Origin of the sequence: Rhizobacter sp., assembly GCF_046595475.1 — a bacterium.
In the GTDB taxonomy this organism is placed as follows: domain Bacteria; phylum Pseudomonadota; class Gammaproteobacteria; order Burkholderiales; family Burkholderiaceae_C; genus Rhizobacter.
On sequence record NZ_JBKJOQ010000129.1, the window covers coordinates 1 to 22,141 of the forward strand.

The window sequence follows — 22,141 nt, forward strand, 5'->3', positions numbered from 1 at the left end:
AGGCTCATCGCTCGGGTACAATACGAAGGTTTACCCGCAACCCCACCGCCCAGCGACTCCTCTCGCTGTTTCCTGCCGAAAACTCCCTCAGTTTTCTCAACCGGTCTCGTGCTCGAAGAGCAGAGCTGGGCGCGCACAAATCGGAGAATCGTGTGCCCCCGCCATTGCTGCCAATTCAAGCCCAGGCTCTCCTCGCACTCGCGGACGGAACGGTGTTCCAAGGTGTGTCGATCGGCGCTGCCGGCCACACGGTTGGCGAGGTGGTGTTCAACACCGCACTTACCGGCTACCAGGAAATCCTCACCGATCCCAGTTACTGCCGCCAGATCGTCACGCTGACCTACCCGCACATCGGGAACTACGGCGTCAATCTTGAAGACGTCGAGGCGAGCAAGGTGTACGCCGCTGGCCTGATCATCAAAGATCTGCCGATCGTGGCCTCAAACTTCCGCCAGACGGTGAGTTTGTCGGACTACTTGAAGGCCGAAGGCACCGTTGCCATCGCCAACATCGACACCCGCCGGCTGACGCGTGTTTTGCGCAGCAAGGGCGCGCAGAACGGATGCATTTTCACGCTGCCGCTGGGCGAGGCGCTGACCGCCGCCCACGCCGACAAGGCAATCACCTTGGCGAAGTCGGCCCCCGCGATGAACGGTCTCGATCTCGCTAAGGTGGTGAGCCAATCCGACACCACTGAATGGACTCAAACCGAGTGGTCGCTCGAGGGCGGCTATGGCACGCTCAAGTCGCCACGATTCCATGTGGTCGCCTACGACTTCGGCGTCAAGCGCAATATCCTGCGTATGCTGGCCAGCCGCGGCTGCAAGGTGACCGTGGTGCCGGCGCAGACGTCATCTGCCGACGTGCAGGCGCACAAGCCCGATGGCATCTTCCTCAGCAACGGCCCCGGCGACCCTGAGCCTTGCGACTACGCCATCCGCGCCACGCGCGAGTTGATCGAAGCGGGCATTCCCACCTTCGGCATCTGCCTCGGTCATCAGATCATGGCGCTGGCCTCCGGGGCCAAGACCTTCAAGATGAAGTTCGGCCATCACGGTGCCAACCATCCGGTGAAAGATCTAGACGACGGACGCGTGAGCATCACCAGTCAGAACCACGGTTTTGCGGTGGACGAAAAGTCCCTACCCGCCAACCTGCGCCCTACGCACGTGAGCCTCTTTGATGGCACGTTGCAAGGCCTGGCCCGTACCGACAAACCCGCTTTCTGCTTCCAGGGCCACCCCGAGGCCTCACCCGGACCGCATGACATTTCCTACCTGTTCGATCGTTTCACCGCGCTGATGGAGAAGAACACAAATGCCTAAGCGCTCAGACCTCAAATCCATCCTCATCATTGGTGCAGGCCCGATCATCATTGGCCAGGCCTGTGAGTTCGACTACTCGGGCGCGCAAGCCTGCAAGGCGCTGCGCGAAGAGGGCTACAAGGTCATCCTCGTCAACAGCAACCCGGCGACGATCATGACCGACCCCGAGATGGCCGATGTCACCTACATCGAGCCCATCACCTGGCAAGTGGTCGAGAAGATCATCGCCAAGGAGCGGCCCGATGCCGTGCTGCCCACCATGGGCGGCCAGACCGCGCTGAATTGCGCGCTCGACCTGCACAAGAACGGTGTGCTCTCGAAGTACAACGTCGAGATGATCGGTGCGAATGAAAAGGCGATCGAGAAGGCCGAAGACCGCCTGAAGTTCAAGGACGCCATGACCGGCATCGGCCTGCATTCGGCCCGGTCGGGCATCGCGCATTCGATGGATGACGCGCTGGCCGTGCAGAAGCGCATTCAGCTCGAAATCGGCGGCAACGGCTTCCCGATGGTGGTGCGCCCGAGCTTCACGCTAGGCGGTACGGGTGGTGGCATTGCCTACAACCCCGAAGAGTTCGAAGAGATCTGCAAGCGCGGCCTCGACCTGTCGCCCACCAAAGAGCTGTTGATTGAAGAGAGCCTGATCGGCTGGAAGGAGTTCGAGATGGAAGTCGTGCGCGACCGCGCCGACAACTGCATCATCGTGTGCGCCATCGAAAACCTCGACCCCATGGGCATTCACACCGGCGACTCCATCACAGTGGCGCCTGCGCAGACGCTCACCGACAAGGAGTACCAGTTGCTGCGTAACGCCAGCATCGCCATCTTGCGCGAGATCGGCGTCGACACAGGTGGCTCCAACGTGCAGTTTTCCATCAACCCGAAAGACGGCCGCATGGTCGTGATCGAGATGAACCCGCGCGTGTCGCGCTCATCCGCATTGGCTTCCAAGGCCACGGGTTTCCCGATTGCCAAGGTGGCTGCAAAGCTGGCCGTGGGCTACACACTCGACGAGCTGCGCAACGCGAGCATCGCGATCCTGCGCGAGATCGGTGTCGACACCGGCGGCTCGAACGTGCAGTTCGCGATCAACCCGAAAGACGGCAGCATGGTCGTGATCGAGATGAACCCGCGCGTGTCGCGTTCATCGGCGCAGGCCTCGAAGGCAACGGGCTTTCCGATTGCCAAGGTGGCTGCAAAGCTGGCCGTGGGCTACACACTCGACGAGCTGCGCAACGACATCACCGGTGGTGCGACCCCGGCGTCGTTCGAGCCCAGCATCGACTATGTGGTCACCAAGATCCCGCGCTTCGCCTTCGAGAAATTCCCCGCCGCCGACTCGCACCTGACCACGCAGATGAAATCGGTGGGCGAGGTGATGGCCATGGGCCGCACCTTCCAGGAAAGCTTCCAGAAGGCCTTGCGCGGCCTGGAAACTGGCATTGACGGCCTGACCGAGCGCTCGACCGACCGCGACGAGATCATTGAAGAGATCGGCGAAGCCGGCCCCGAGCGCATCCTCTACGTGGGCGATGCCTTCCGTATTGGGATGAGCTTGCAAGAGGTATTCGAAGAGACCGCCATCGACCCATGGTTCCTGGCGCAGATCGAGCAATTGATTCAGGCTGAGCAGGCCATCGAAGGCCGAATGCTTGAGAGCCTGTCGACCGAAGAGCTGCGCTTTCTCAAGCAGAAGGGCTTTTCCGACCGGCGTTTGGCCAAGCTGCTCGGCACGCACCAGCATGCCGTGCGTGAAGCGCGCTGGGCGCAAAAGGTACGCCCGGTCTACAAGCGCGTCGACACCTGCGCGGCCGAGTTCGCCACGCAGACGGCTTACATGTACTCGACCTATGACGAAGAGTGCGAGGCCGAGCCCACTAACAAGAAGAAGATCATGGTGCTGGGCGGTGGCCCCAACCGCATCGGGCAGGGCATCGAGTTTGACTACTGCTGCGTGCACGCGGCGCTCGCCTTGCGCGAGGACGGCTACGAGACCATCATGGTCAACTGCAACCCCGAGACCGTGTCGACTGACTATGACACCTCGGATCGCCTGTACTTCGAGCCCGTGACGCTGGAAGACGTGCTCGAGATCGTCGACAAAGAAAAGCCGCTCGGCGTGATCGTGCAGTACGGTGGCCAGACACCGCTGAAGCTCGCGCTCGATCTTGAGCGCGCCGGCGTGCCCATCGTGGGCACCACACCCGACAGCATCGACATCGCCGAAGACCGCGAGCGCTTCCAGAAGCTGCTGCATGCCTTGGGCCTGAAGCAACCACCCAACCGCACTGCCCGCACTGAAGAGCAAGCTCTGCTGCTGGCGCAGGAGATCGGCTACCCGCTGGTGGTGCGCCCGAGTTACGTGCTGGGCGGCCGCGCGATGGAAATCGTGCACGGCGACAAGGATCTAGAGCGCTATATGCGCGAAGCGGTCAAGGTGAGCGAGAAGTCGCCGGTGCTGCTCGACCGCTTTCTGGACGACGCGATCGAGGTCGACGTGGACTGCATCAGTGATGGCGTCGATTGCATGATCGGCGGCATCATGGAACACGTCGAACAAGCCGGCATCCATTCGGGCGACTCGGCCTGTTCACTGCCACCGTATTCGCTGCCCAAGGCGTTGCAAGACGAGCTGCGCCGCCAGACCATTGCGATGGCAATGGCGCTCAAGGTCAAGGGTTTGATGAACGTGCAGTTCGCCATTCAAGGCGAAGGCGCCGACGCCGTGGTCTACGTGCTCGAAGTGAACCCACGTGCCTCGCGCACCGTGCCGTTTGTGTCTAAGGCTACCGGCCAGCCCTTGGCCAAGATTGCAGCTCGCTGCATGGTGGGCCAAAGGTTGGTGGATCAGAAGGGCCTGAACGGCAAGATGCCTGTCGAGGTCATTCCGCCTTACTTCTCGGTGAAAGAAGCGGTATTTCCGTTCAACAAATTCCCCGGTGTCGACCCCATTCTCGGCCCGGAAATGCGTTCTACCGGCGAGGTGATGGGCGCAGGCCGTACCTTCGGCGAAGCCATGCTCAAGAGCCAGCTTGGTGCTGGCTCACGCCTGCCCAACAAGGGCACGGTGTGCATCACGGTCAAGAGCAGCGACAAGCCGCGTGCGGTGGTCGTGGCCCGTGATCTAGTGGCGCTGGGCTTCGAGGTGGTCGCGACCAAGGGCACGGCGGCGGCCATTGCCGAAGGCGGCGTGCCGGTGAGGGTGGTCAACAAGGTCAAGGACGGCCGGCCACACATTGTCGACATGCTCAAGGCGGGTGAGATTCAGCTCGTCTTCACGACGGTGGACGAAACCCGCACAGCGATCGGCGACTCGCGCCACATTCGCCAGGCGGCGCTGGCCAATCGCATCACCTACTACACCAGCATGGCGGGTTGCGAAGCCGCAGTGGAAGGCATGAAGCACCAGGACGATCTGGTGGTGCTATCCCTGCAAGAGTTGCACGCTGAACTGCACTAGACTTTCGTCATCTCTCTTCCGTATCGGCCGCCGCCGACACTCCCGTAAGGGAGAAGGCGGCGGTTTTCATTTTGAGTTTCAAGGTTTCACCATGGCCACCATTCCCGTCACCACCCGCGGCGCGCAACTGCTGAAAGAAGAGCTGCACCGCTTGAAGACCGTAGAGCGCCATGCGGTGGTTCAGGCCATCGCCGAAGCCCGGGCGCAAGGTGATCTTTCAGAAAACGCCGAGTACGAAGCGGCCAAGGACAAGCAGGGCTTCATCGAAGGCCGCATCCTGGAGATTGAAGGCAAGCTCGCAGCAGCCCAGATCATCGACCCGAGCACCTTGAATACCGAAGGTCGCGTGGTGTTTGGCGCCACGGTCGATCTGGAAGACGAGGACTCGGGCACGGCCGTGACGTACCAGATCGTGGGTGAAGACGAAGCCGATCTGAAGCAAGGCCGTATCTCGATCGGCTCGCCCATTGCTCGGGCCTTGATCGGCAAGGAAGTCGGGGCCGTGGCCGAAGTGCAAGCTCCAGGTGGCGTCAAGAGCTACGAGATCATCAAGGTTCGCTACATCTGATGCGCTTCGACACCCGGCGTGTGGCGGCCTGCACCGCAGGCGTATGGGCCGGCTTAATTTTCGGCATCGCGGCGATTGGCGCGCCCGCGGGCTTTGCCAGCTTGGTGCCTGAGGCAGCAGGGCGCGTGGCGGGGCGCATGTTCATGCAAGAGGCCTATTTGAGCCTCGTGGTCTCGGTGTTGATGCTCTTGATGGTGCGCCACCTGGCGCGCATCAACTCAGAAGCGGGCCGGGGATCGGTGTTCAGCACCGACATCGTGTTGGTACTGGGTACCTTGTTTTGCACGATGCTCGGCTACTTTGCCGTCCAGCCCATGATGACGGCCGCCAGAGCCGGGCAGGGCATGTGGTCGTTTGGCGCTTTGCACGGGGTGTCGGCCGTGCTGTTCGGGCTCAAGGGGCTATTTACCCTGTCGCTGGCGTGGCGCTTGTCGAGCGCCTGAGGCCGATCATTCGGGCGCGGTGCGCTTGACGCTGGTGATGCGCTTTTTGGCCCGCTTTACTTCGCCGCCAGCAGCGAGGCGCTGGTTGCCCAACAGCTTGATTTTCTTGACCTGGGGGCGGTGATTGCCGCTCTTGGAAAACTTGAGGATCTTCACCACTTTGGGGCCGGGCTTGCGATCGTCGTCGCGCTCAGCCTTTTCTTTCGGGGGAATGGGGCGCCACAGTACCAGCAGCTTGCCTATGTGCTGAATGGGCGCGGCGTTCAGCTCATCGCTCAGCTGGGCGAAGAAAGCCTCGCGGGTTTCGCGCTCATCGGAGAACACGCGCACCTTGATCAAACCGTGGGCGTTGAGCGCGGCATCGGCTTCCTTGATCACAGCGGGGGTGAGGCCCTCGCCGCCGATGCGAACCAGCGGTTCGAGGTGATGGGCTTCAGCGCGTTTTTCCTTGCGCTGGACGGGGCGGAGTTCGATGGCAGGCATGCCTCTATTATCGTTGGCAAAGCTCGGCGCAAAAGCGTCGACTCAGGGGCAAGCTCATGAAAACTCAGACAAAAAGCAAGAAGGTCAACAAGGCGTGGCTGCACGACCATGTGAATGACACCTACGTCAAGCTGGCCCAAAAAGAGGGGTATCGGGCGCGCGCCGCCTACAAGCTCAAGGAAATCGACGAGACGCTCAAGCTCATACGCCCGGGTCAGCTGGTGGTCGACCTCGGGTCGACGCCAGGCGCCTGGAGCCAGTATGTGAGGCGCAAATTCGTTGGTACGGGCGCGGCCGCTGCGGGCGAACTGAACGGCACGATCATTGCGCTCGACGTGCTGCCGATGGAGCCGATCGAAGGCGTTCACTTCCTTCAAGGTGATTTCCGCGAAGAGGTTGTGCTGGCCCAGCTGCGAGCACTGCTCGGCGGCCGCGCTGTCGACGTGGTGGTGTCCGACTTGGCACCCAACCTGTCGGGCATCCAGAGCTCCGACGCTGCCCGCATGGAGCACCTGGTCGAGCTGGCCGTCGAGTTCGCCCAGAACCACCTGACGCCCAATGGCGCGCTGGTGACCAAGGTATTTCACGGCAGCGGCCACAGCGCACTCACCGATCTGTTCAAGGCAACTTTTCGAGTGGTCAAGCCCATCAAGCCAAAGGCATCGCGCGACAAATCGGCCGAAACTTTTCTGGTGGGCCTGGGTCTCAAGAACCCGGCAAATGATGCCGATAAGCGTTCGTGAAGTAGTGCCTTGGCTCCAGACCAAACACCTCGTTCACCGAGGGGAACATCAAGCCAGGCGACCCCCTTGTCTGGAATAGAATCCGCCCCATATCCCGTGGATGCGGGGCACGCCGTGCGCCTGTGCGGAAGTATTGATTTGCAGAAGGAGCCGCGGTGAACAATCAATGGTTCTCTAAAGTTGCTGTTTGGTTGGTGATCGCCTTGGTGCTGTTCACTGTCTTCAAGCAGTTCGACAAGCCTCGTGTCGCCGAGGGCGTGACCTACACGCAGTTCATGGACGACGCCAAGGCCGGCAAGGTCAAGCGCGTGGAAGTGCAGGGGCGCAACCTCAAAGTTACCCCGAGCGATGGCCAGAGCTACACCATTGCTCAGCCCGGCGACATCTGGATGGTCGGCGACCTCATGAAGTACGGTGTACAAGTCGCAGGCAAGGCAGATGAAGAGCCTTCCGTGCTGATGAACATCTTGGTCTCGTGGGGGCCCATGCTGCTGTTGATTGCGGTCTGGATCTACTTCATGCGCCAAATGCAAGGCGGCGGCAAGGGTGGAGCTTTCAGCTTTGGCAAGTCGAAGGCGCGCATGCTCGATGAGGCCAACAACACGACCACCTTCGCTGACGTCGCCGGCTGCGACGAGGCCAAGGAAGAAGTCAAGGAGCTGGTCGACTTCCTGAAAGACCCGCAGAAATTCCAGAAGCTCGGCGGGCGAATTCCGCGCGGCGTGTTGCTGGTCGGCCCTCCCGGCACCGGCAAAACCCTGCTGGCGAAGGCCATTGCCGGTGAGGCCAAGGTGCCGTTTTTCAGCATCTCGGGCTCTGACTTCGTTGAAATGTTTGTCGGTGTTGGCGCCGCGCGCGTGCGCGACATGTTCGAGCAGGCGAAGAAGAGCGCGCCTTGCATCATCTTTGTCGACGAAATCGACGCTGTCGGCCGCCATCGCGGTGCCGGCCTGGGCGGTGGCAATGACGAGCGCGAGCAAACGCTGAACCAGATGTTGGTCGAGATGGACGGTTTCGAGACCAACCTTGGCGTGATCGTGATGGCGGCAACCAACCGGCCCGACATCCTTGACCCCGCGTTGCTGCGCCCAGGCCGTTTCGACCGCCAGGTCTATGTAACGCTGCCCGACGTGCGTGGCCGCGAGCAGATTCTCAACGTGCACATGCGCAAGGTACCGGTCGGCCAAGACATCCGGGCCGACATCCTGGCTCGCGGCACGCCTGGGTTCTCGGGTGCTGATCTGGCCAACCTCGTCAACGAGGCGGCCTTGTTTGCGGCTCGCCGCAACGGACGGGTGGTCGACATGATCGACTTCGAGAAGGCCAAGGACAAGATCATGATGGGCCCGGAACGCAAGTCTATGGCCATGGCCGAAGACGAGCGCCGCAACACCGCTTACCACGAGTCAGGGCATGCTCTGGTGGCGCGTCTGATGCCGAAGGCTGACCCGGTTCACAAGGTGACGGTGATCCCGCGCGGCCGTGCGCTGGGCGTGACCATGCAGTTGCCTGAAGGCGACCGCTACAGCACAGACAAGATTCGCATGCTGACCACCATTTCCATCTTGTTCGGTGGCCGAATCGCCGAAGAGGTGTTCATGGGGGAGATGACCACCGGCGCCAGCAACGACTTCGAGCGCGCCACGCAGATCGCCCGCGACATGGTCATGCGTTACGGCATGAGCGAGGCCATGGGTCCGATGGTCTATGCCGAGAACGAGGGCGAGGTCTTCCTTGGCCGCTCGGTGACCAAGACGACCAATGTGTCTGAAGAAACCATGCAGCGCGTGGATGTGGAAGTGCGCCGAATCATCGACGAGCAGTACGCCACTGCCCGCCGCCACATTGAGGCCAACAAGGACAAGATGCACGCGATGGCCAAGGCTCTGCTTGAATGGGAAACCATAGACACCGAGCAGATCGACGACATCATGAACGACAAGCCACCACGCCCACCCAAGGACTGGTCTACGCCGTCCAGCCGATCGGGTGGCTCAGTGCCACCGGTCAACCCCGACAGCGCGCCGGCCGCGGCCTGAGCGACAAACCTGCGGTTTGAACCAAACGGGGCTTAGGCCCCGTTTCCATTTCGTGAGGCTGCATGCCAATGTGGCAGACCACCCGCTACCGCATCGACCTGAGCCACCCTCGGGTGATGGGCATCGTCAATATCACCCCCGATTCGTTTTCTGATGGTGGCCGGCACGCAACGACGCAGGCTGCCCTGGCGCGCTGCGAGCAGATGGTCAAGGAAGGTGTTGACATCCTCGATCTGGGTGGCGAATCGAGCCGGCCAGGTGCGGTGCCCTTGCCGCTCGAAGAAGAGTGGGCGCGGGTGCTGCCCGTGTTGAAGGGCGCACTCTCGCTGGGTGTGCCGGTGTCCGTCGACACGTACAAGCCCGAGATCATGCGTGCGGCGCTCGATCTCGGTGCCGACATCGTCAACGACATCTATGCGCTGCGTTGGCCTGGCGCGCTCGAAGCGGTGGCGTCCCACCCGTCTTGCGGCGTTTGCCTGATGCACATGCAGGGCGAACCTCAGTCCATGCAGGGCCTGCCGATTTACGGCGATGTGCTGGCCGAGGTAGGCGCTTTTCTGGCTGCCCGCGCAGCTGCCGCCCGGGTCGCTGGGCTGCACCCCGAGCGCGTGGTGCTCGATCCCGGCATCGGTTTTGGCAAAACGGTGGAACACAACCTCGCGCTGCTGGCGAGGCAAGAAGAGCTGCTAGCCTTGGGTTACCCCTTGATGGTGGGCTGGTCGCGCAAGAGCACCCTCGGCGTGCTGACAGGTAGGCCAGTGGGCGATCGGCTGGCGGCCAGCGTGGCCGCTGCGCTGGCGGCTGCGCTGCATGGCGCCGGCGTGCTGCGCGTGCATGACGTGGCTGCCACTGTCGATGCCCTCAAGGTGATGGGAGTGGCCGGGTTGCTGAGTTTGCCTGTCGATTCGGCTGCTGCACAATTCAGGGGCAAGGACAAACGAATCACATGAGCAGAACTTACTTTGGCACCGATGGCATCCGTGGCACTGTGGGGCAGGCGCCCATCACGCCCGATTTCATGCTTCGCCTGGGCCACGCTGTGGGCCGGGTGCTCAAGGCGCACATCACTCGGCCGACCGTGCTGATAGGTAAGGACACGCGCATTTCGGGTTACATGATCGAGTCGGCGCTTGAAGCCGGCTTTGCGTCAGCCGGTGTCGACGTCTTGCTCAGCGGCCCACTGCCCACGCCGGGTGTGGCTTACCTCACGCGCGCGTTGCGGCTCGACCTCGGTGTTGTGATCAGCGCTTCACACAACGCCTACCCCGACAACGGCATCAAATTTTTCTCCGCCCGCGGCGAGAAACTGCCTGATCAATGGGAGCGCGAAGTTGAAGCCGCACTGAGCGAGCCGCCGAACTGGGTCGAGTCGGTGCAGCTGGGCAAAGCCAAGCGCCTGGAAGACGCACGCGGCCGCTATGTCGAGTTCTGCAAGAGCACTTTCGGCCATGACCTGTCACTCAAGGGCCTGAAGGTTGTGGTCGACGCGGCTCACGGGGCGGCCTACCAGATCGCCCCTGAGGTGTTTCATGAGCTGGGTGCCGAGGTCATCGGCATTGGCTGCAGCCCGGATGGGCTCAACATCAACGACGGCTTTGGCGCGACTTCGCCCGCCGCATTGGTTCAGGCGGTGAAGGAACACCAGGCCGACTACGGTGTCGCACTAGACGGTGATGCAGACCGCCTGCAACTGGTCGACTCGACGGGCCGTCTCTACAACGGCGACGAGTTGCTGTACGTGATGGTGGCCGACCGCCTGGCTCAAGGCCAGCGTGTTCCGGGCGCCGTGGGTACCTTGATGACCAACATGGCCGTCGAGGTGGCGCTCAAAGCCCGCGACATCGAGTTCGTGCGAGCCAAGGTGGGTGACCGCTATGTGCTGGAAGAGCTGGCTGCTCGCGGTTGGCTGCTGGGCGGTGAAGGCTCAGGCCACTTGCTGGCGCTCGACAAACACACCACCGGCGACGGCATCGTGAGTGCTCTGCAGGTGTTGCAGGCCATCAGCCGCAGCGGTCAATCGCTCGCCCAGTTGCTGGCACCTGTCACGCTCTTTCCCCAGGTGCTGATCAATGTGCGGCTGAAGCCTGGGCAAGATTGGAAAATAACCGAAGGCCTGGCCGAAGCCCAGGCTCAGGCTCAGAGAGAGCTAGGCGCCAATGGCCGACTGCTGATCCGCCCGTCGGGTACCGAGCCGCTGGTGCGGGTGATGGTCGAAGCGCGTGACGCCGCGCAGGCACACAGTTGTGCCGAGCGTTTGGCTGCGCTTTTCCATGCATGACGGTATTTGTGACTTTTAAATGACTGTCATGTGACGATGACAGTGAGGCTGAATGTGTCACGACGTTGTCACATCTAGTTTTTACAGTCGCACCATTCCATCAGCCCACTCTCTGGAAAGGTGCATTCATGAACACAACCTCGATCCGTTTTGCCGCGACTGCTGTCGCGCTGACCCTGGCCGCTGGCACTGCAATGGCGCAAGACGTCACTGGCGCTGGCGCTTCCTTCCCCGCCCCCATCTACGCCAAGTGGGCCGATGCCTATAACAAGGCGACCGGTGCCCGCATCAACTACCAATCGGTCGGCTCCGGCGCTGGCCTGAAGCAGATCCGCGGCAAAACTGTCGACTTCGGCGCGTCAGACATGCCGCTCAAGGACGACGAGCTGCAAAAAGACGGCCTCATCCAGTTCCCCACTGTCATCGGTGGCGTGGTGCCGGTGGTCAACATTGCCGGTATCAAGCCCGGCCAGATCAAGCTGACCGGTCTCGTGTTGGGTGATATCTATCTCGGCAAGATCACCAAGTGGAACGACGCTGCACTGACGGCGTTGAACCCCGGTGTGCCCTTGCCTGATGCAGCGATCTCGGTGGTGCGCCGTGCCGACGGTTCGGGCACGAGTTTCATCTTCACCAACTACCTCTCGAAGGTGAATGAAGGGTGGAAGACCAAGGTCGGCGAAGGCACGGCCGTGAACTGGCCCACCGGCGCTGGCGGCAAGGGCAACGAAGGCGTTGCAGCGTTCGTCAGTCGCCTGCCCAACTCGATCGGTTACGTCGAGTACGCCTACGTCAAGCAAAACAAGATGACCTATACCTTGCTGAAGAACAAGGACGGCGCTTTCGTGGCCCCGGACGACATCAACTTCAAGGCCGCCGCCGCGAATGCCGACTGGGACAGGAGCTTCTACCAGGTGCTGACCGAGCAGCCGGGCAAGGAAGCCTGGCCGCTCACGGGTGCCACCTTCATCCTGCTGCACAAGGTGCAAGACAAGCCTGCACAAGCCGTGGCCACGCTCAAGTTCTTCGATTGGGCCTACGCGAACGGCGACAAGGCCGCGGCCGAGCTTGAATACGTGGCCCTGCCCGACGCGGTGAAGAGCCTGGTGCGCAAGCAGTGGCACGAGGTGAAAGACGCTTCGGCAAAGGCCATCAGCCTGCAGTGACCTGACCCTCGCCTGAGCCTTCGGAGGCACCGTGGCCGCTACACTTCCAGCATCCCACTACGACCCGGACAAGATGCAACGCACTGAGCCGCTGGGGCGCCCACCGGCTGTGCGGCGCAACGTGCCTTGGGCCGACACGGTGTTCTCCGTGCTCGCGCATGGCGCGGCCATCCTCACCTTGCTCTTGCTGGCCGGCATCATCGGCTCACTGCTGATTGGTGCCGCACCGGCGATACGCGAATTCGGCTTGGGCTTTCTGTGGAGCAGCGACTGGGACCCCGTGCAAGACAAGTACGGCGGCCTGGTGATGATCTACGGCACGCTGATGACCTCGCTGATTGCACTGATCATCGCGGTACCGGTGAGCTTCGGCATTGCGCTCTTCCTCACCGAGCTGTCGCCGAACTGGCTGCGCCGCCCGCTGGGCATCGCGGTGGAGCTGCTGGCCGCCGTGCCGTCGATCGTTTACGGCATGTGGGGTTTGCTGGTGTTCAGCCCAGTGCTGTCGACGTACGTGCAGCAGCCTCTGCAGGCGATGTTTGGCAACACGCCTGTGCTCAAGGGCTTGGTCTCCGGCGCGCCAGTGGGCATCGGCATTTTGTCGGCCGGCATTATCCTGGCCATCATGATCATTCCGTTCATCGCCTCGGTGATGCGCGACGTATTCGAGGTCACACCCGCCATGTTGAAAGAGTCGGCCTATGGCCTGGGCTCTACCACTTGGGAGGTGGTCTTCAAGGTGGTGTTGCCCTACACCAAGACCGGTGTTATCGGCGGCATCATGTTGGGCCTGGGGCGTGCGCTGGGCGAGACCATGGCCGTCACCTTCGTGATTGGCAATGCCAACCAGCTCAATGGCCCGTCACTGTTCGAGGCGGCCAACAGCATCACCTCGGTGCTGGCCAACGAATTTGCCGAGGCAAGCGAAGGCCTACACCAAGCCTCGCTGTTGTACCTGGCACTCGTGCTGTTCTTCATCACCTTCGTGGTGCTGTCCCTGTCCAAGATATTGCTGGCACAGTTGAAGAAGGGCGAAGGGGCACGCTCATGAGCAGCCTGACCTTGCATGCCGATCGCCTGGCCAAGAACCGCCGTCGCAAGGCCGTCAACGCAATCGCACTCACGCTGTCGATGGCGGCCATGGCCTTTGGCTTGTTCTGGCTGGTCTGGATACTGATCGAGACCTTCCGTCTGGGCTTCGGTGGTTTGGTGTGGTCGGTTTTCACCGAAATGACGCCCGCGCCGCAGGCCGAGACCGGTGGCCTGGCCAACGCCATCATGGGCTCTCTGATCATGGTGTCGATGGCCACGCTGATCGGCACGCCCATCGGCGTGATGGCGGGGGTGTACCTTGCCGAGTATGGGCAGAAGGGTTGGCTCGGCAGTGCTACGCGCTTCATCAACGACATCTTGTTGTCCGCCCCCTCCATCGTGATTGGTCTTTTCATCTACGCCGTGGTGGTGGCCAAGATGAGGAGCTACTCCGGTTTTGCCGGTGTGCTCGCCCTGGCCTTGATCGTGATCCCGGTGGTGATTCGCACCACCGAAAACATGCTCTCGCTTATTCCCAATGCGCTGCGTGAGGCGGCTTACGCGCTGGGCACGCCCAAGTGGAAGGTGATCTTGACTGTCACGTTGAAGTCGGCTCGTGCCGGCGTGATGACCGGAGTGCTGCTGGCCTTTGCGCGCATCTCGGGCGAAACCGCGCCGCTGCTTTTCACCGCACTGTCGAACCAGTTCTGGTCAACCAACCTCGGCTCGCCGATGGCAAACCTGCCGGTGACCATCTTCAAGTTCGCCATGAGCCCCTATGAGAACTGGCAAAAGCTCGCCTGGGCAGGTGTGTTCCTGATCACGCTGGGCGTACTGGCGCTCAATATCCTCGCGCGCATCTTCCTGCGCAACAAGCACTGAATACCGGAGTTCCATCGCATGGACACCAAAGCCGACAACTTCGTGACCGGCCAGCCCAAGCTGGCGGTGCGCGATCTCAACTTCTACTACGGCGCGTTCCACGCGCTCAAGCACATCAACCTTGAGATCCCCGAGAAGAAGGTCACTGCCTTCATCGGCCCCTCGGGCTGCGGCAAGTCAACGCTCCTGCGCACCTTCAACCGCATGTTCGAGTTGTATCCCGAGCAGCGCGCCGAGGGCGAGATCATGATCGACGGCGAGAACATCCTGAAGTCCAAGCAAGACGTTTCACTCATCCGCGCCAAGATCGGCATGGTCTTCCAGAAGCCCACGCCGTTCCCGATGTCGATCTACGACAACATCGCCTTTGGTGTGAAGCTGTTCGAGTCTTTGCCGCGTGTCGAGATGGACGAGCGGGTGGAGTGGGCGCTGAAAAAGGCGGCCCTGTGGAACGAGGTGCGCGACAAGCTCAACCAGAGTGGCTCAGGTTTGTCGGGCGGGCAGCAGCAGCGCTTGTGCATAGCGCGCGGTATTGCCATCAAGCCCGAGGTGCTCTTGCTCGATGAGCCCTGTTCAGCGCTCGACCCCATCTCTACCGGCAAGATCGAAGAGCTGATCCATGAACTGAAGAACGACTACACCGTGGTCATCGTTACGCACAACATGCAACAGGCGGCCCGTTGCTCTGACTTCACGGCCTACATGTACCTTGGCGACTTGATCGAGTTCGGCCCGACCTCGGAGCTTTTCATGAAGCCGAAGAAGAAGGACACCGAGGACTACATCACCGGCCGCTTCGGCTGATGCCCAGGAGAGCACATGTCAGAAAAACATCTTTCAACGCAATTTGATGCCGAGCTGAGCGGCATCTCGACGCGGGTGCTCGAGATGGGCGGCTTGGTCGAGTCTCAGGTGGCGCAGTCGGTTTATGCCTTGACCAACTTCAGCGGTGAAGTTGCCACCGAAGTGCTGCGCAGCGAAGAGCGCGTGAATGCGATGGAGATGGAGATCGACCGAGACCTGTCGACCATCATCGCCCGCCGCCAGCCGACCGCACGCGACCTGCGCCTGCTGATTGCCATCTCGAAAACGATTGCCAACCTGGAACGCGTGGGTGACGAGGCCGCACGCATTGCGCGCACGGTGCAGCGCCTGATCAACACCGGCGTGTCGAGCCGCCTGCGCCTGCCGGTGAATGACCTGGCCTACGAGGCCGAGCTGGCCGTCGCACAGCTGCGCAAGGCGCTGGATGCGTTTGCGCGCCTCGACATCATCAAAGCTGTCGAGGTGCTCAAGCAAGACGACCAGATCGACCAGGAGTTCGATGGCCTGATGCGCAAGCTCATCACCTACATGATGGAGGACCCGCGCACGATCTCGTCGAGCATCGACCTGATCTTCGTGGCCAAGGCGATTGAGCGCGTAGGCGACCATGCGAAGAACCTGGCCGAGGTCATCATTTATATCGTCAAGGGCACCGACGTGCGGCACAACCCGGTCGAGACAGTCGAGTCGATGGTCAAGTGAGGAATTTGCGATGAAACACCTTATGTTGCTGGCCGAGTGCTGGCCCGCTGCGAAGCCGGGCCGCATTCCCTTGGGGGATCGACCGCGCTGCTCCCCGGGCGAGGGGCGGATATGAGCCAGGTTTTGGTGGTGGAAGACGAATCGGCTATCGCCGAGTTGATGTCGATCAACCTGCGACACGCTGGCTACGAAGTGGTGATTGCGACCACTGCGGATGAAGCGCTGTTGCAGGTGGACCGCGTGCTGCCCGACCTGGTGGTGCTCGACTGGATGCTGCCCGGCCAATCAGGCTTGCAGCTGGCCAAGCGCTGGCGCTCTCAGGCTCGCACACGCGAGTTGCCGATCATCATGCTGACGGCGCGCGCCGAAGAGGCTGACAAGATTTCCGGCCTCGATGCGGGTGCCGACGACTACCTGACCAAACCGTTCTCGACCCATGAGCTGATGGCGCGCATACGCGCTGTGCTGCGCCGCAAGGCGCCCGAGGCATTGGACGCTGCGGTCGAGATCGGCGTGCTCAAGCTTGACCCCGCCACGCGGCGTGTCGCACGCGACGGGCAAGAGGTGCGCCTGGGCCCGACTGAGTTCCGCCTTCTGCATTTCTTCATGACCCATCCCGAGCGCGTGCACAGCCGGTCGCAGCTGCTCGACCGCGTGTGGGGCGACCATGTCTTCATCGAAGAGCGCACGGTGGACGTTCACGTCAAGCGCTTGCGCGAGGCACTCAGCCCGGTGCACTGTTCGCACATGATTGAAACCGTGCGCGGTGCAGGCTACCGCCTGACGCAACAGGCGCAGACACTCTCCGCATAGACGACCGTGAACTGGCTGCTGCAAAGATTGTTTGCGGGTGCCTGCGCCATCGCAGGGGGCGGCTTTCTGGGCTTTCTGGCCGGCGAGGCGGTGCATGCGCCCGTGGTGGGAGCGGTCTTGGGTGGAGCCGTCAGTGTCAGCCTTCTGAGCCTGGTCGACACGCTGCGAGGCTACCGGCTCATCCGCTGGCTCAGCGGTACGCAAGAGCAAACGGCGCCGCGCGACACCGGGTTTTGGGGCGAGATCGCTTACCGGGTCGAGCGCTCCATTCGCAGCCGCGACAAGAGCCTGCAATTGGAGCAGATGCGACTAGGGCAGTTTCTCTCGGCGATGGAGGCATCGCCCAATGGTGTGCTGCTGCTTGACGATGCCGATCAGATCACTTGGTGCAACTCGGTCGCCGCCGACCACTTCGGGCTCGACCCCACGCGAGACCGCCGCCAGCGTGTGACCAACCTCGTGCGTGCGCCGGCCTTCGTGGCGTATCTGCAGGCCGGGCAGTTCGGCGAGCCGGTGTTGATTCCTGAGCCCAGAGGGCGTGGCACCCTGTCGATACTCGTGCGCCTGTATGGCGAAGGGCTCAAGCTCGTCCTCTCGCAAGACGTGACCCAGCGCGAGCGCTCCGACGGCATGAGGCGCGATTTCGTGGCCAATGTGTCGCACGAGATCCGAACGCCGCTCACCGTGTTGTCAGGTTTCATCGAAACCATGGACAGCTTGCCGCTTACTGAAGTTGAGCGGCGCCGTGTGCTGACGCTCATGTCGCAGCAGACCCAGCGCATGCTGACGCTGGTGAACGACCTGCTTACGTTGGCCCAATTGGAAGGAAGCCCACGTCCGGCCAGTGATCGTTGGTTGGCGGTCGGCAAGCTGTTGAACCAAGCGCATGCCGATGCTTCGGCACTGTCGACGGGGCGCCATCAGTTCACCGTTTCCGACGCGGATGGGGCGCAACTGGCGGGCATCGAGAGCGAGCTGATGAGTGCGGTGGGTAACCTTGTCACCAATGCCGTGCGCTACACGCCAGAGGGCGGCCGCATCACCGTGGCCTGGCGGTTGCGCGAAGACGGCTCGGGCGAAGTGACTGTCAGCGACACTGGCATTGGCGTGGCACGCGAGCACATCGCTCGGCTGACCGAGCGCTTCTATCGCGTCGACGGCAGCCGTTCGCGCGAAACGGGCGGCACAGGGCTTGGGCTGTCAATTGTCAAGCACGTGGTGCAACGCCACGGCGGTGAGCTCGACATTCACAGTGAGCTGGGGAAAGGGTCGAGCTTCAGCCTGGTGTTTCCGGCTGCGCGCGTGCGGCTTATCGAGCCGACGCCGATGCGGGCGCTGCACCTGGGCTAGCAAAGCTTTCGCTGTTGCGACGATAGACAGCGATGACCTCTTCTTTGTCGGAGGGGCGTTGTTCGCGGGCCACCAGCAACCAGCCGGGCCCGGCTTGTGCGCGATGAGTGATGGTCTCGCTGAGCAGAAGAAACTCGCAAGACGTCTTGCTGGCGGGCGCCGTGCCGTCGACGCGGTAGTCACCAAAGTATTCCAGCGCCGCCAGCTGCGCGCGTGACATGCCAGGCGCGGCGATGCAGGTATCGCGGGGTACGAACTGCATCACCCGCGTGATCAAGGGCCTGTAGCTTCGTGCGTAGTCGAAGAGGGGCAGGCCCAGCGTCATCAGCAGCAACCAGCACAGCGCCACGCCGCTCGCCGGCAAGACCATGCTCTTCCACAGCGGGTGCCGGTGGCGCCCTGTGCGCCATTGCACCAGCCATAGCCAGGCGAGGGTGGCGAGGATGGCCGCCACCAGGGCGAGGGTCGAGAAGTGCGGTACGAACCCTGGCGCAAGCCTCATCACGTTGGCCGCTGGTTTGGCGGGAAAGCCGGTGTAGACCGACAAGTACACGACCCAGATTGCCAACGCCCAGACGCTGAAGAAGAACACCGAGAACCAGTCGATCGCCGAAGACGTGCCGCGGTGCAAGGTGGGCAGTGCAAATGACGCCAGCACGGCCAGCGGGGGCAACACCAGCATCAGCGCTCGATCAGAACCACCCATTGCAACGCAGGCCAGCAGGCTCACCAATGCGCAGCTGAGGGGAACGGCGATGTGGCGATGCAAGAGGTGAGAGCGCCAGCGCCACAGTGTCCACAGCGCCAGTGGCCACGCAGGCCACATGAACCACGCGAAGAGCCGCAGCACGCTGAAGGCCTCGGCGGCGTTGTCATATGGCTCAAACCGCCAACCCCAAGCACCCAAACTGGTGGCGACCACCGCAGCGAGGACCCCCGCGACCGCAACCCATGGCGTGAAGCGCCGAGCCGGAGCATGGCTTGAGCGCGCGCAGGTGATGGCGCCGGCCACCGCCAACAACATGGCAATGCTGGGCGCGCCGCTCGCCGCCAGGGCGGGCAATGAAACCAGCACTGCCACCCGGCTTTGGAAAGGCCGAAACGGGCTGGCCGCCAATGCATAGAGAAACAGCGCGACGCTTGCCAACTGGCCCAGCTCGGGCGTGGTCTCGTGGCCCAGTTGAAGCAGGCCCAAGGACGCCATCAGCGCCAGCAATGCGCCATCGGCTATCGCTCGGGCGTAATTGACCGGGCTGGCCTCTCCGCCAAAAGCGAAGGGCACAGGCTGGGCGGCATCGGTGCGTGCGAGGTGGTAGGTGCTGTACCAGGTCAGCAGGAAGCTGAAGCCGAGCAGCATGGCAAACGGGATGCGGGCGGCCAGCTCTGGCGCGACGAACCCTCCAGACAGCTTGATGAAAACAGCACCCAGCCAGTACGGCAGCAACGCCGCCTCACTCGGCAGGCCACCGACCAGTGGCGACAACCACGCGGTGTGGTTCTGCGCGATGTTGACCATGTAGCCGAAGGCGGTGATGTCGGCGCTCTTCCATGGATCGCGCCCGAACAGACCCGGCAGCAAGTAGGCCGCACAGAAAAGCAGCAGTGCGAATCGCGGCAACCGGCGCGCCGCGCGCTCAGTGACCAGGGCAGGGTTCGGAGTGTTCAAGATGTCACGGTATTTGACTGACGGCGATGATGCAGCAACTTGGGCGTGGCGTTGATCCGGCCATGAAAAAAGGCAGCCGAAGCTGCCTTTTCATCTTCCCGTGCGGGACGCTTATTTCTTGAGGTGCGCAAACTTGTTGCGAAACTTCTCGACGCGGCCGCCGAGCGAGTCGATGCTCTTTTGCGTACCGGTGTAGAACGGGTGCGACTCGCTGGTGGTTTCCACCTTAAACAAAGGCACCTCTCGGCCGTCTTCGAGTTTGACTGTTTCCTTGGACTGAGCGCAAGAGCGCGTCACGAACTTGAAACCGTTGGACAGGTCGACGAAGCACACGTCGCGGTAGTTGGGGTGAATGCCGTCTTTCATGGGAGCCTCTTCGCTGTGAGTGCCGGGAGCCACGCCAAACCTTTTGGCGCACTTTCCAGAATGCGGAAAACCCGCGATTATGCCATAGGGCGAGCTGGCATCAGCCGCCGCGCCGCATCATGTCGAAGAAGTCGTGGTTGTTCTTGGTCGACTTCATTTTGTCGAGGATGAACTCCATCGCCTCGATCTCGTCCATGGGGTAGAGCAGCTTGCGCAAGATCCAGGTCTTTTGCAGGATCTCGGGCTGCAGCAGCAGCTCTTCACGACGGGTGCCGCTCTTGTTGATCAGGATCGACGGATAGACCCGCTTCTCGGCCATGCGGCGGTCGAGATGGATTTCGCAGTTGCCCGTGCCCTTGAACTCTTCGTAGATCACTTCGTCCATGCGGCTGCCGGTGTCGACCAACGCAGTGCCGATGATGGTCAAAGAGCCGCCTTCTTCCACGTTGCGCGCTGCGCCAAAGAAGCGCTTTGGGCGCTGCAGGGCGTTGGAATCCATACCGCCAGTCAACACCTTGCCCGACGAGGGCAGCACGTTGTTGTAGGCACGGGCGAGGCGGGTGATCGAGTCGAGCAGGATCACCACGTCTTTTTTCATTTCGACCAGGCGCTTGGCGCGCTCGATCACCATCTCGGCCACCTGCACATGGCGGGCGGCGGGCTCGTCAAAGGTAGAGCTGATCACTTCACCGCGCACCGTGCGCACCATCTCGGTCACTTCTTCAGGCCGCTCGTCGACGAGCAACACGATCAGGTAGACCTCGGGGTGGTTGGCAACCAGTGCGTGCGCCAGCTGCTGCATCATGACCGTCTTGCCGGTCTTGGGCTGTGCCACCAGCAGGGCGCGCTGGCCTTTTCCGATCGGTGCGATCAAGTCAATGATGCGGCTGGTGATGTTCTCTTCCGTCTTTATCTCGCGCTCGAGTTTGAACTGTTCCTTGGGGAACAGCGGCGTCAAGTTCTCGAACATGATCTTGTGCTTGCTCTCCTCGGGCGTTACGTCGTTCACACGATCGACCTTCACCAGCGCAAAGTAGCGCTCGCCGTCTTTCGGGACCCGAACCTCACCTTCGATCGCGTCGCCCGTGTGCAGGTTGAAGCGGCGTATCTGGCTGGGCGACAGGTAAATGTCGTCGGTCGAGGCCATGTAGCTGGCATCGGGCGCGCGCAGGAAGCCGAAGCCGTCGGGCAGCACTTCAAGCACGCCATCACCGAACACCTGCTCGCCGCCCTTGGCGCGCTTCTTCATGATCGCGAACATCAGCTCCTGCTTGCGCATGCGGGCGACGTTTTCGATTTCCAGCTCTTCGCCCATCGTGATGAGGGCGGAGACGTGGAGGGCTTTCAGTTCGGAGAGATGCATGGGCGATGACCCTGGGGTGATTGCCGGGCAGGCTCATTCAAGCCTTGACCGGTGTTGCGGTTGAAGCCACCGGCGGCTTCAGATCAGCCGAGGTGAAAACGCGCGTTGCAAGCGAAGACGCTAACGGAGAAACGAAATGCTGGAGTGGGGGGCCGAACCGACGCGCCTCAAACGGGCGTGGTGGCTAAGTCTTCAGGCGGTGGCGTCTGGCGGGCCTTATGAGCCCTTGGCCAGTGCCACCGCGATTAAGCAGATTATAGATGACCGTCCAGGAAGGCCGTCAACTGGGCTTTCGATAAGGCGCCCACCTTGGTGGCGGCCAGCTGGCCGTCTTTGAACAACATGAGGGTCGGGATGCCGCGAATGCCAAACTTGGCCGGCACGTCACGGTTCTCGTCGACATTCATCTTGGCGATTTGCAGGCGGCCGTCGTAATCCTTGGACACTTCGTCCAGAATGGGCGCGATCATCTTGCAAGGGCCGCACCACTCGGCCCAATAGTCCACCAGTACGGGCTTGCTTGCTTGCAGCACGTCGCTGTCGAACGATGCATCGGTGGTGTGTTTGATCAGTTCACTGCTCATTGTCTGGTCCTCTTCTGTGCCACTCCTTGCGAGCGGCGAAGTGGAAAGATTCT

The 22,141-nt window shown here is 61.9% G+C and carries 20 protein-coding genes; 15 read left to right on the top strand and 5 right to left on the bottom strand.

From position 1 onward, the window contains the following. The first annotated feature begins 164 nt into the window (after window positions 1-164). The 4 genes from carA (at window position 165) to AC30QB_RS23140 (ending at window position 5,796) form a co-directional block, all read left to right on the top strand. The gene (carA, locus tag AC30QB_RS23125; protein WP_489548672.1) at window positions 165-1,325 is read left to right on the top strand and encodes a glutamine-hydrolyzing carbamoyl-phosphate synthase small subunit; all 1,161 of its coding nucleotides are present in this window, start codon (window positions 165-167) and stop codon (window positions 1,323-1,325) included. Then, a complete protein-coding gene (carB, locus tag AC30QB_RS23130) occupies window positions 1,318-4,785 on the top strand; it encodes a carbamoyl-phosphate synthase large subunit (protein ID WP_489548638.1) in 3,468 nt (1,155 codons plus the stop codon). The genes carA and carB overlap by 8 nt, the downstream gene beginning before the upstream one ends. A gap of 91 nt (window positions 4,786-4,876) precedes the next feature. After that, on the top strand, window positions 4,877-5,353 hold the full coding sequence (greA, locus tag AC30QB_RS23135; RefSeq protein WP_489548639.1) for a transcription elongation factor GreA: 477 nt from the start codon (window positions 4,877-4,879) through the stop codon (window positions 5,351-5,353). After that, window positions 5,353-5,796 (top strand): DUF4149 domain-containing protein, encoded by a 444-nt coding sequence (locus AC30QB_RS23140; protein WP_489548640.1) that lies wholly within the window; start codon window positions 5,353-5,355, stop codon window positions 5,794-5,796. The genes greA and AC30QB_RS23140 overlap by 1 nt, the downstream gene beginning before the upstream one ends. A gap of 6 nt (window positions 5,797-5,802) precedes the next feature. Here AC30QB_RS23140 and AC30QB_RS23145 read toward each other — a convergent pair whose 3' ends face one another. After that, on the bottom strand, window positions 5,803-6,279 hold the full coding sequence (locus AC30QB_RS23145; RefSeq protein ID WP_489548641.1) for a YhbY family RNA-binding protein: 477 nt from the start codon (window positions 6,277-6,279) through the stop codon (window positions 5,803-5,805). Between the two features lie 56 nt (window positions 6,280-6,335). Here AC30QB_RS23145 and AC30QB_RS23150 point away from each other — a divergent pair, with 56 nt between their 5' ends. From AC30QB_RS23150 to phoR, 11 genes are all read left to right on the top strand, one after another. Next, window positions 6,336-7,022: an RlmE family RNA methyltransferase gene (locus AC30QB_RS23150; protein ID WP_489548642.1), complete on the top strand. Its 687-nt coding sequence runs from the start codon at window positions 6,336-6,338 to the stop codon at window positions 7,020-7,022. Between the two features lie 155 nt (window positions 7,023-7,177). Then, window positions 7,178-9,061, top strand: a complete 1,884-nt coding sequence (gene ftsH, locus AC30QB_RS23155) for an ATP-dependent zinc metalloprotease FtsH (protein WP_489548643.1) — start codon at window positions 7,178-7,180, stop codon at window positions 9,059-9,061. 68 nt (window positions 9,062-9,129) lie between these two features. Continuing rightward, on the top strand, window positions 9,130-10,011 hold the full coding sequence (gene folP, locus AC30QB_RS23160) for a dihydropteroate synthase (RefSeq protein WP_489548644.1): 882 nt from the start codon (window positions 9,130-9,132) through the stop codon (window positions 10,009-10,011). Beyond that, complete coding sequence (glmM, locus tag AC30QB_RS23165) at window positions 10,008-11,339, top strand: phosphoglucosamine mutase (RefSeq protein WP_489548645.1); 1,332 nt, start codon at window positions 10,008-10,010, stop codon at window positions 11,337-11,339. Before folP ends, glmM begins: the two co-directional genes overlap by 4 nt. A 128-nt stretch (window positions 11,340-11,467) precedes the next feature. Then, window positions 11,468-12,505 (top strand): phosphate ABC transporter substrate-binding protein PstS, encoded by a 1,038-nt coding sequence (pstS, locus tag AC30QB_RS23170; protein ID WP_489548646.1) that lies wholly within the window; start codon window positions 11,468-11,470, stop codon window positions 12,503-12,505. A 73-nt stretch (window positions 12,506-12,578) separates the two neighbouring features. Beyond that, on the top strand, window positions 12,579-13,556 hold the full coding sequence (gene pstC, locus AC30QB_RS23175; RefSeq protein WP_489548673.1) for a phosphate ABC transporter permease subunit PstC: 978 nt from the start codon (window positions 12,579-12,581) through the stop codon (window positions 13,554-13,556). Continuing rightward, window positions 13,553-14,419, top strand: coding sequence for a phosphate ABC transporter permease PstA (pstA, locus tag AC30QB_RS23180; protein ID WP_489548647.1), 867 nt, complete (start codon window positions 13,553-13,555; stop codon window positions 14,417-14,419). Before pstC ends, pstA begins: the two co-directional genes overlap by 4 nt. 18 nt (window positions 14,420-14,437) lie before the next feature. After that, window positions 14,438-15,223 (top strand): phosphate ABC transporter ATP-binding protein PstB, encoded by a 786-nt coding sequence (gene pstB, locus AC30QB_RS23185; RefSeq protein ID WP_489548648.1) that lies wholly within the window; start codon window positions 14,438-14,440, stop codon window positions 15,221-15,223. Between the two features lie 15 nt (window positions 15,224-15,238). Further along, on the top strand, window positions 15,239-15,946 hold the full coding sequence (phoU, locus tag AC30QB_RS23190; RefSeq protein ID WP_489548649.1) for a phosphate signaling complex protein PhoU: 708 nt from the start codon (window positions 15,239-15,241) through the stop codon (window positions 15,944-15,946). A gap of 111 nt (window positions 15,947-16,057) precedes the next feature. Continuing rightward, the gene (gene phoB / locus AC30QB_RS23195; protein WP_489548650.1) at window positions 16,058-16,759 is read left to right on the top strand and encodes a phosphate regulon transcriptional regulator PhoB; all 702 of its coding nucleotides are present in this window, start codon (window positions 16,058-16,060) and stop codon (window positions 16,757-16,759) included. A 6-nt stretch (window positions 16,760-16,765) separates the two neighbouring features. Beyond that, on the top strand, window positions 16,766-18,109 hold the full coding sequence (gene phoR, locus AC30QB_RS23200) for a phosphate regulon sensor histidine kinase PhoR (RefSeq protein WP_489548651.1): 1,344 nt from the start codon (window positions 16,766-16,768) through the stop codon (window positions 18,107-18,109). On the opposite strand, the gene AC30QB_RS23205 is transcribed toward phoR, so the two are convergent. From AC30QB_RS23205 to trxA, 4 genes are all read right to left on the bottom strand, one after another. Further along, the gene (locus tag AC30QB_RS23205; protein WP_489548652.1) at window positions 18,069-19,775 is read right to left on the bottom strand and encodes a hypothetical protein; all 1,707 of its coding nucleotides are present in this window, start codon (window positions 19,773-19,775) and stop codon (window positions 18,069-18,071) included. The genes phoR and AC30QB_RS23205 overlap by 41 nt on opposite strands. Before the next feature lie 111 nt (window positions 19,776-19,886). Then, entirely contained in the window at window positions 19,887-20,141 is a 255-nt protein-coding gene (locus tag AC30QB_RS23210; RefSeq protein WP_489548653.1) for a type B 50S ribosomal protein L31, read from the bottom strand. 100 nt (window positions 20,142-20,241) lie between these two features. Continuing rightward, window positions 20,242-21,504: a transcription termination factor Rho gene (gene rho / locus AC30QB_RS23215; RefSeq protein WP_489548654.1), complete on the bottom strand. Its 1,263-nt coding sequence runs from the start codon at window positions 21,502-21,504 to the stop codon at window positions 20,242-20,244. A gap of 254 nt (window positions 21,505-21,758) precedes the next feature. Beyond that, window positions 21,759-22,088 carry a thioredoxin TrxA gene (gene trxA, locus AC30QB_RS23220; RefSeq protein ID WP_489548655.1) on the bottom strand — a complete coding sequence of 110 codons (330 nt, stop codon included), beginning with the start codon at window positions 22,086-22,088 and terminating at the stop codon, window positions 21,759-21,761. Window positions 22,089-22,141 lie beyond the last annotated feature (53 nt).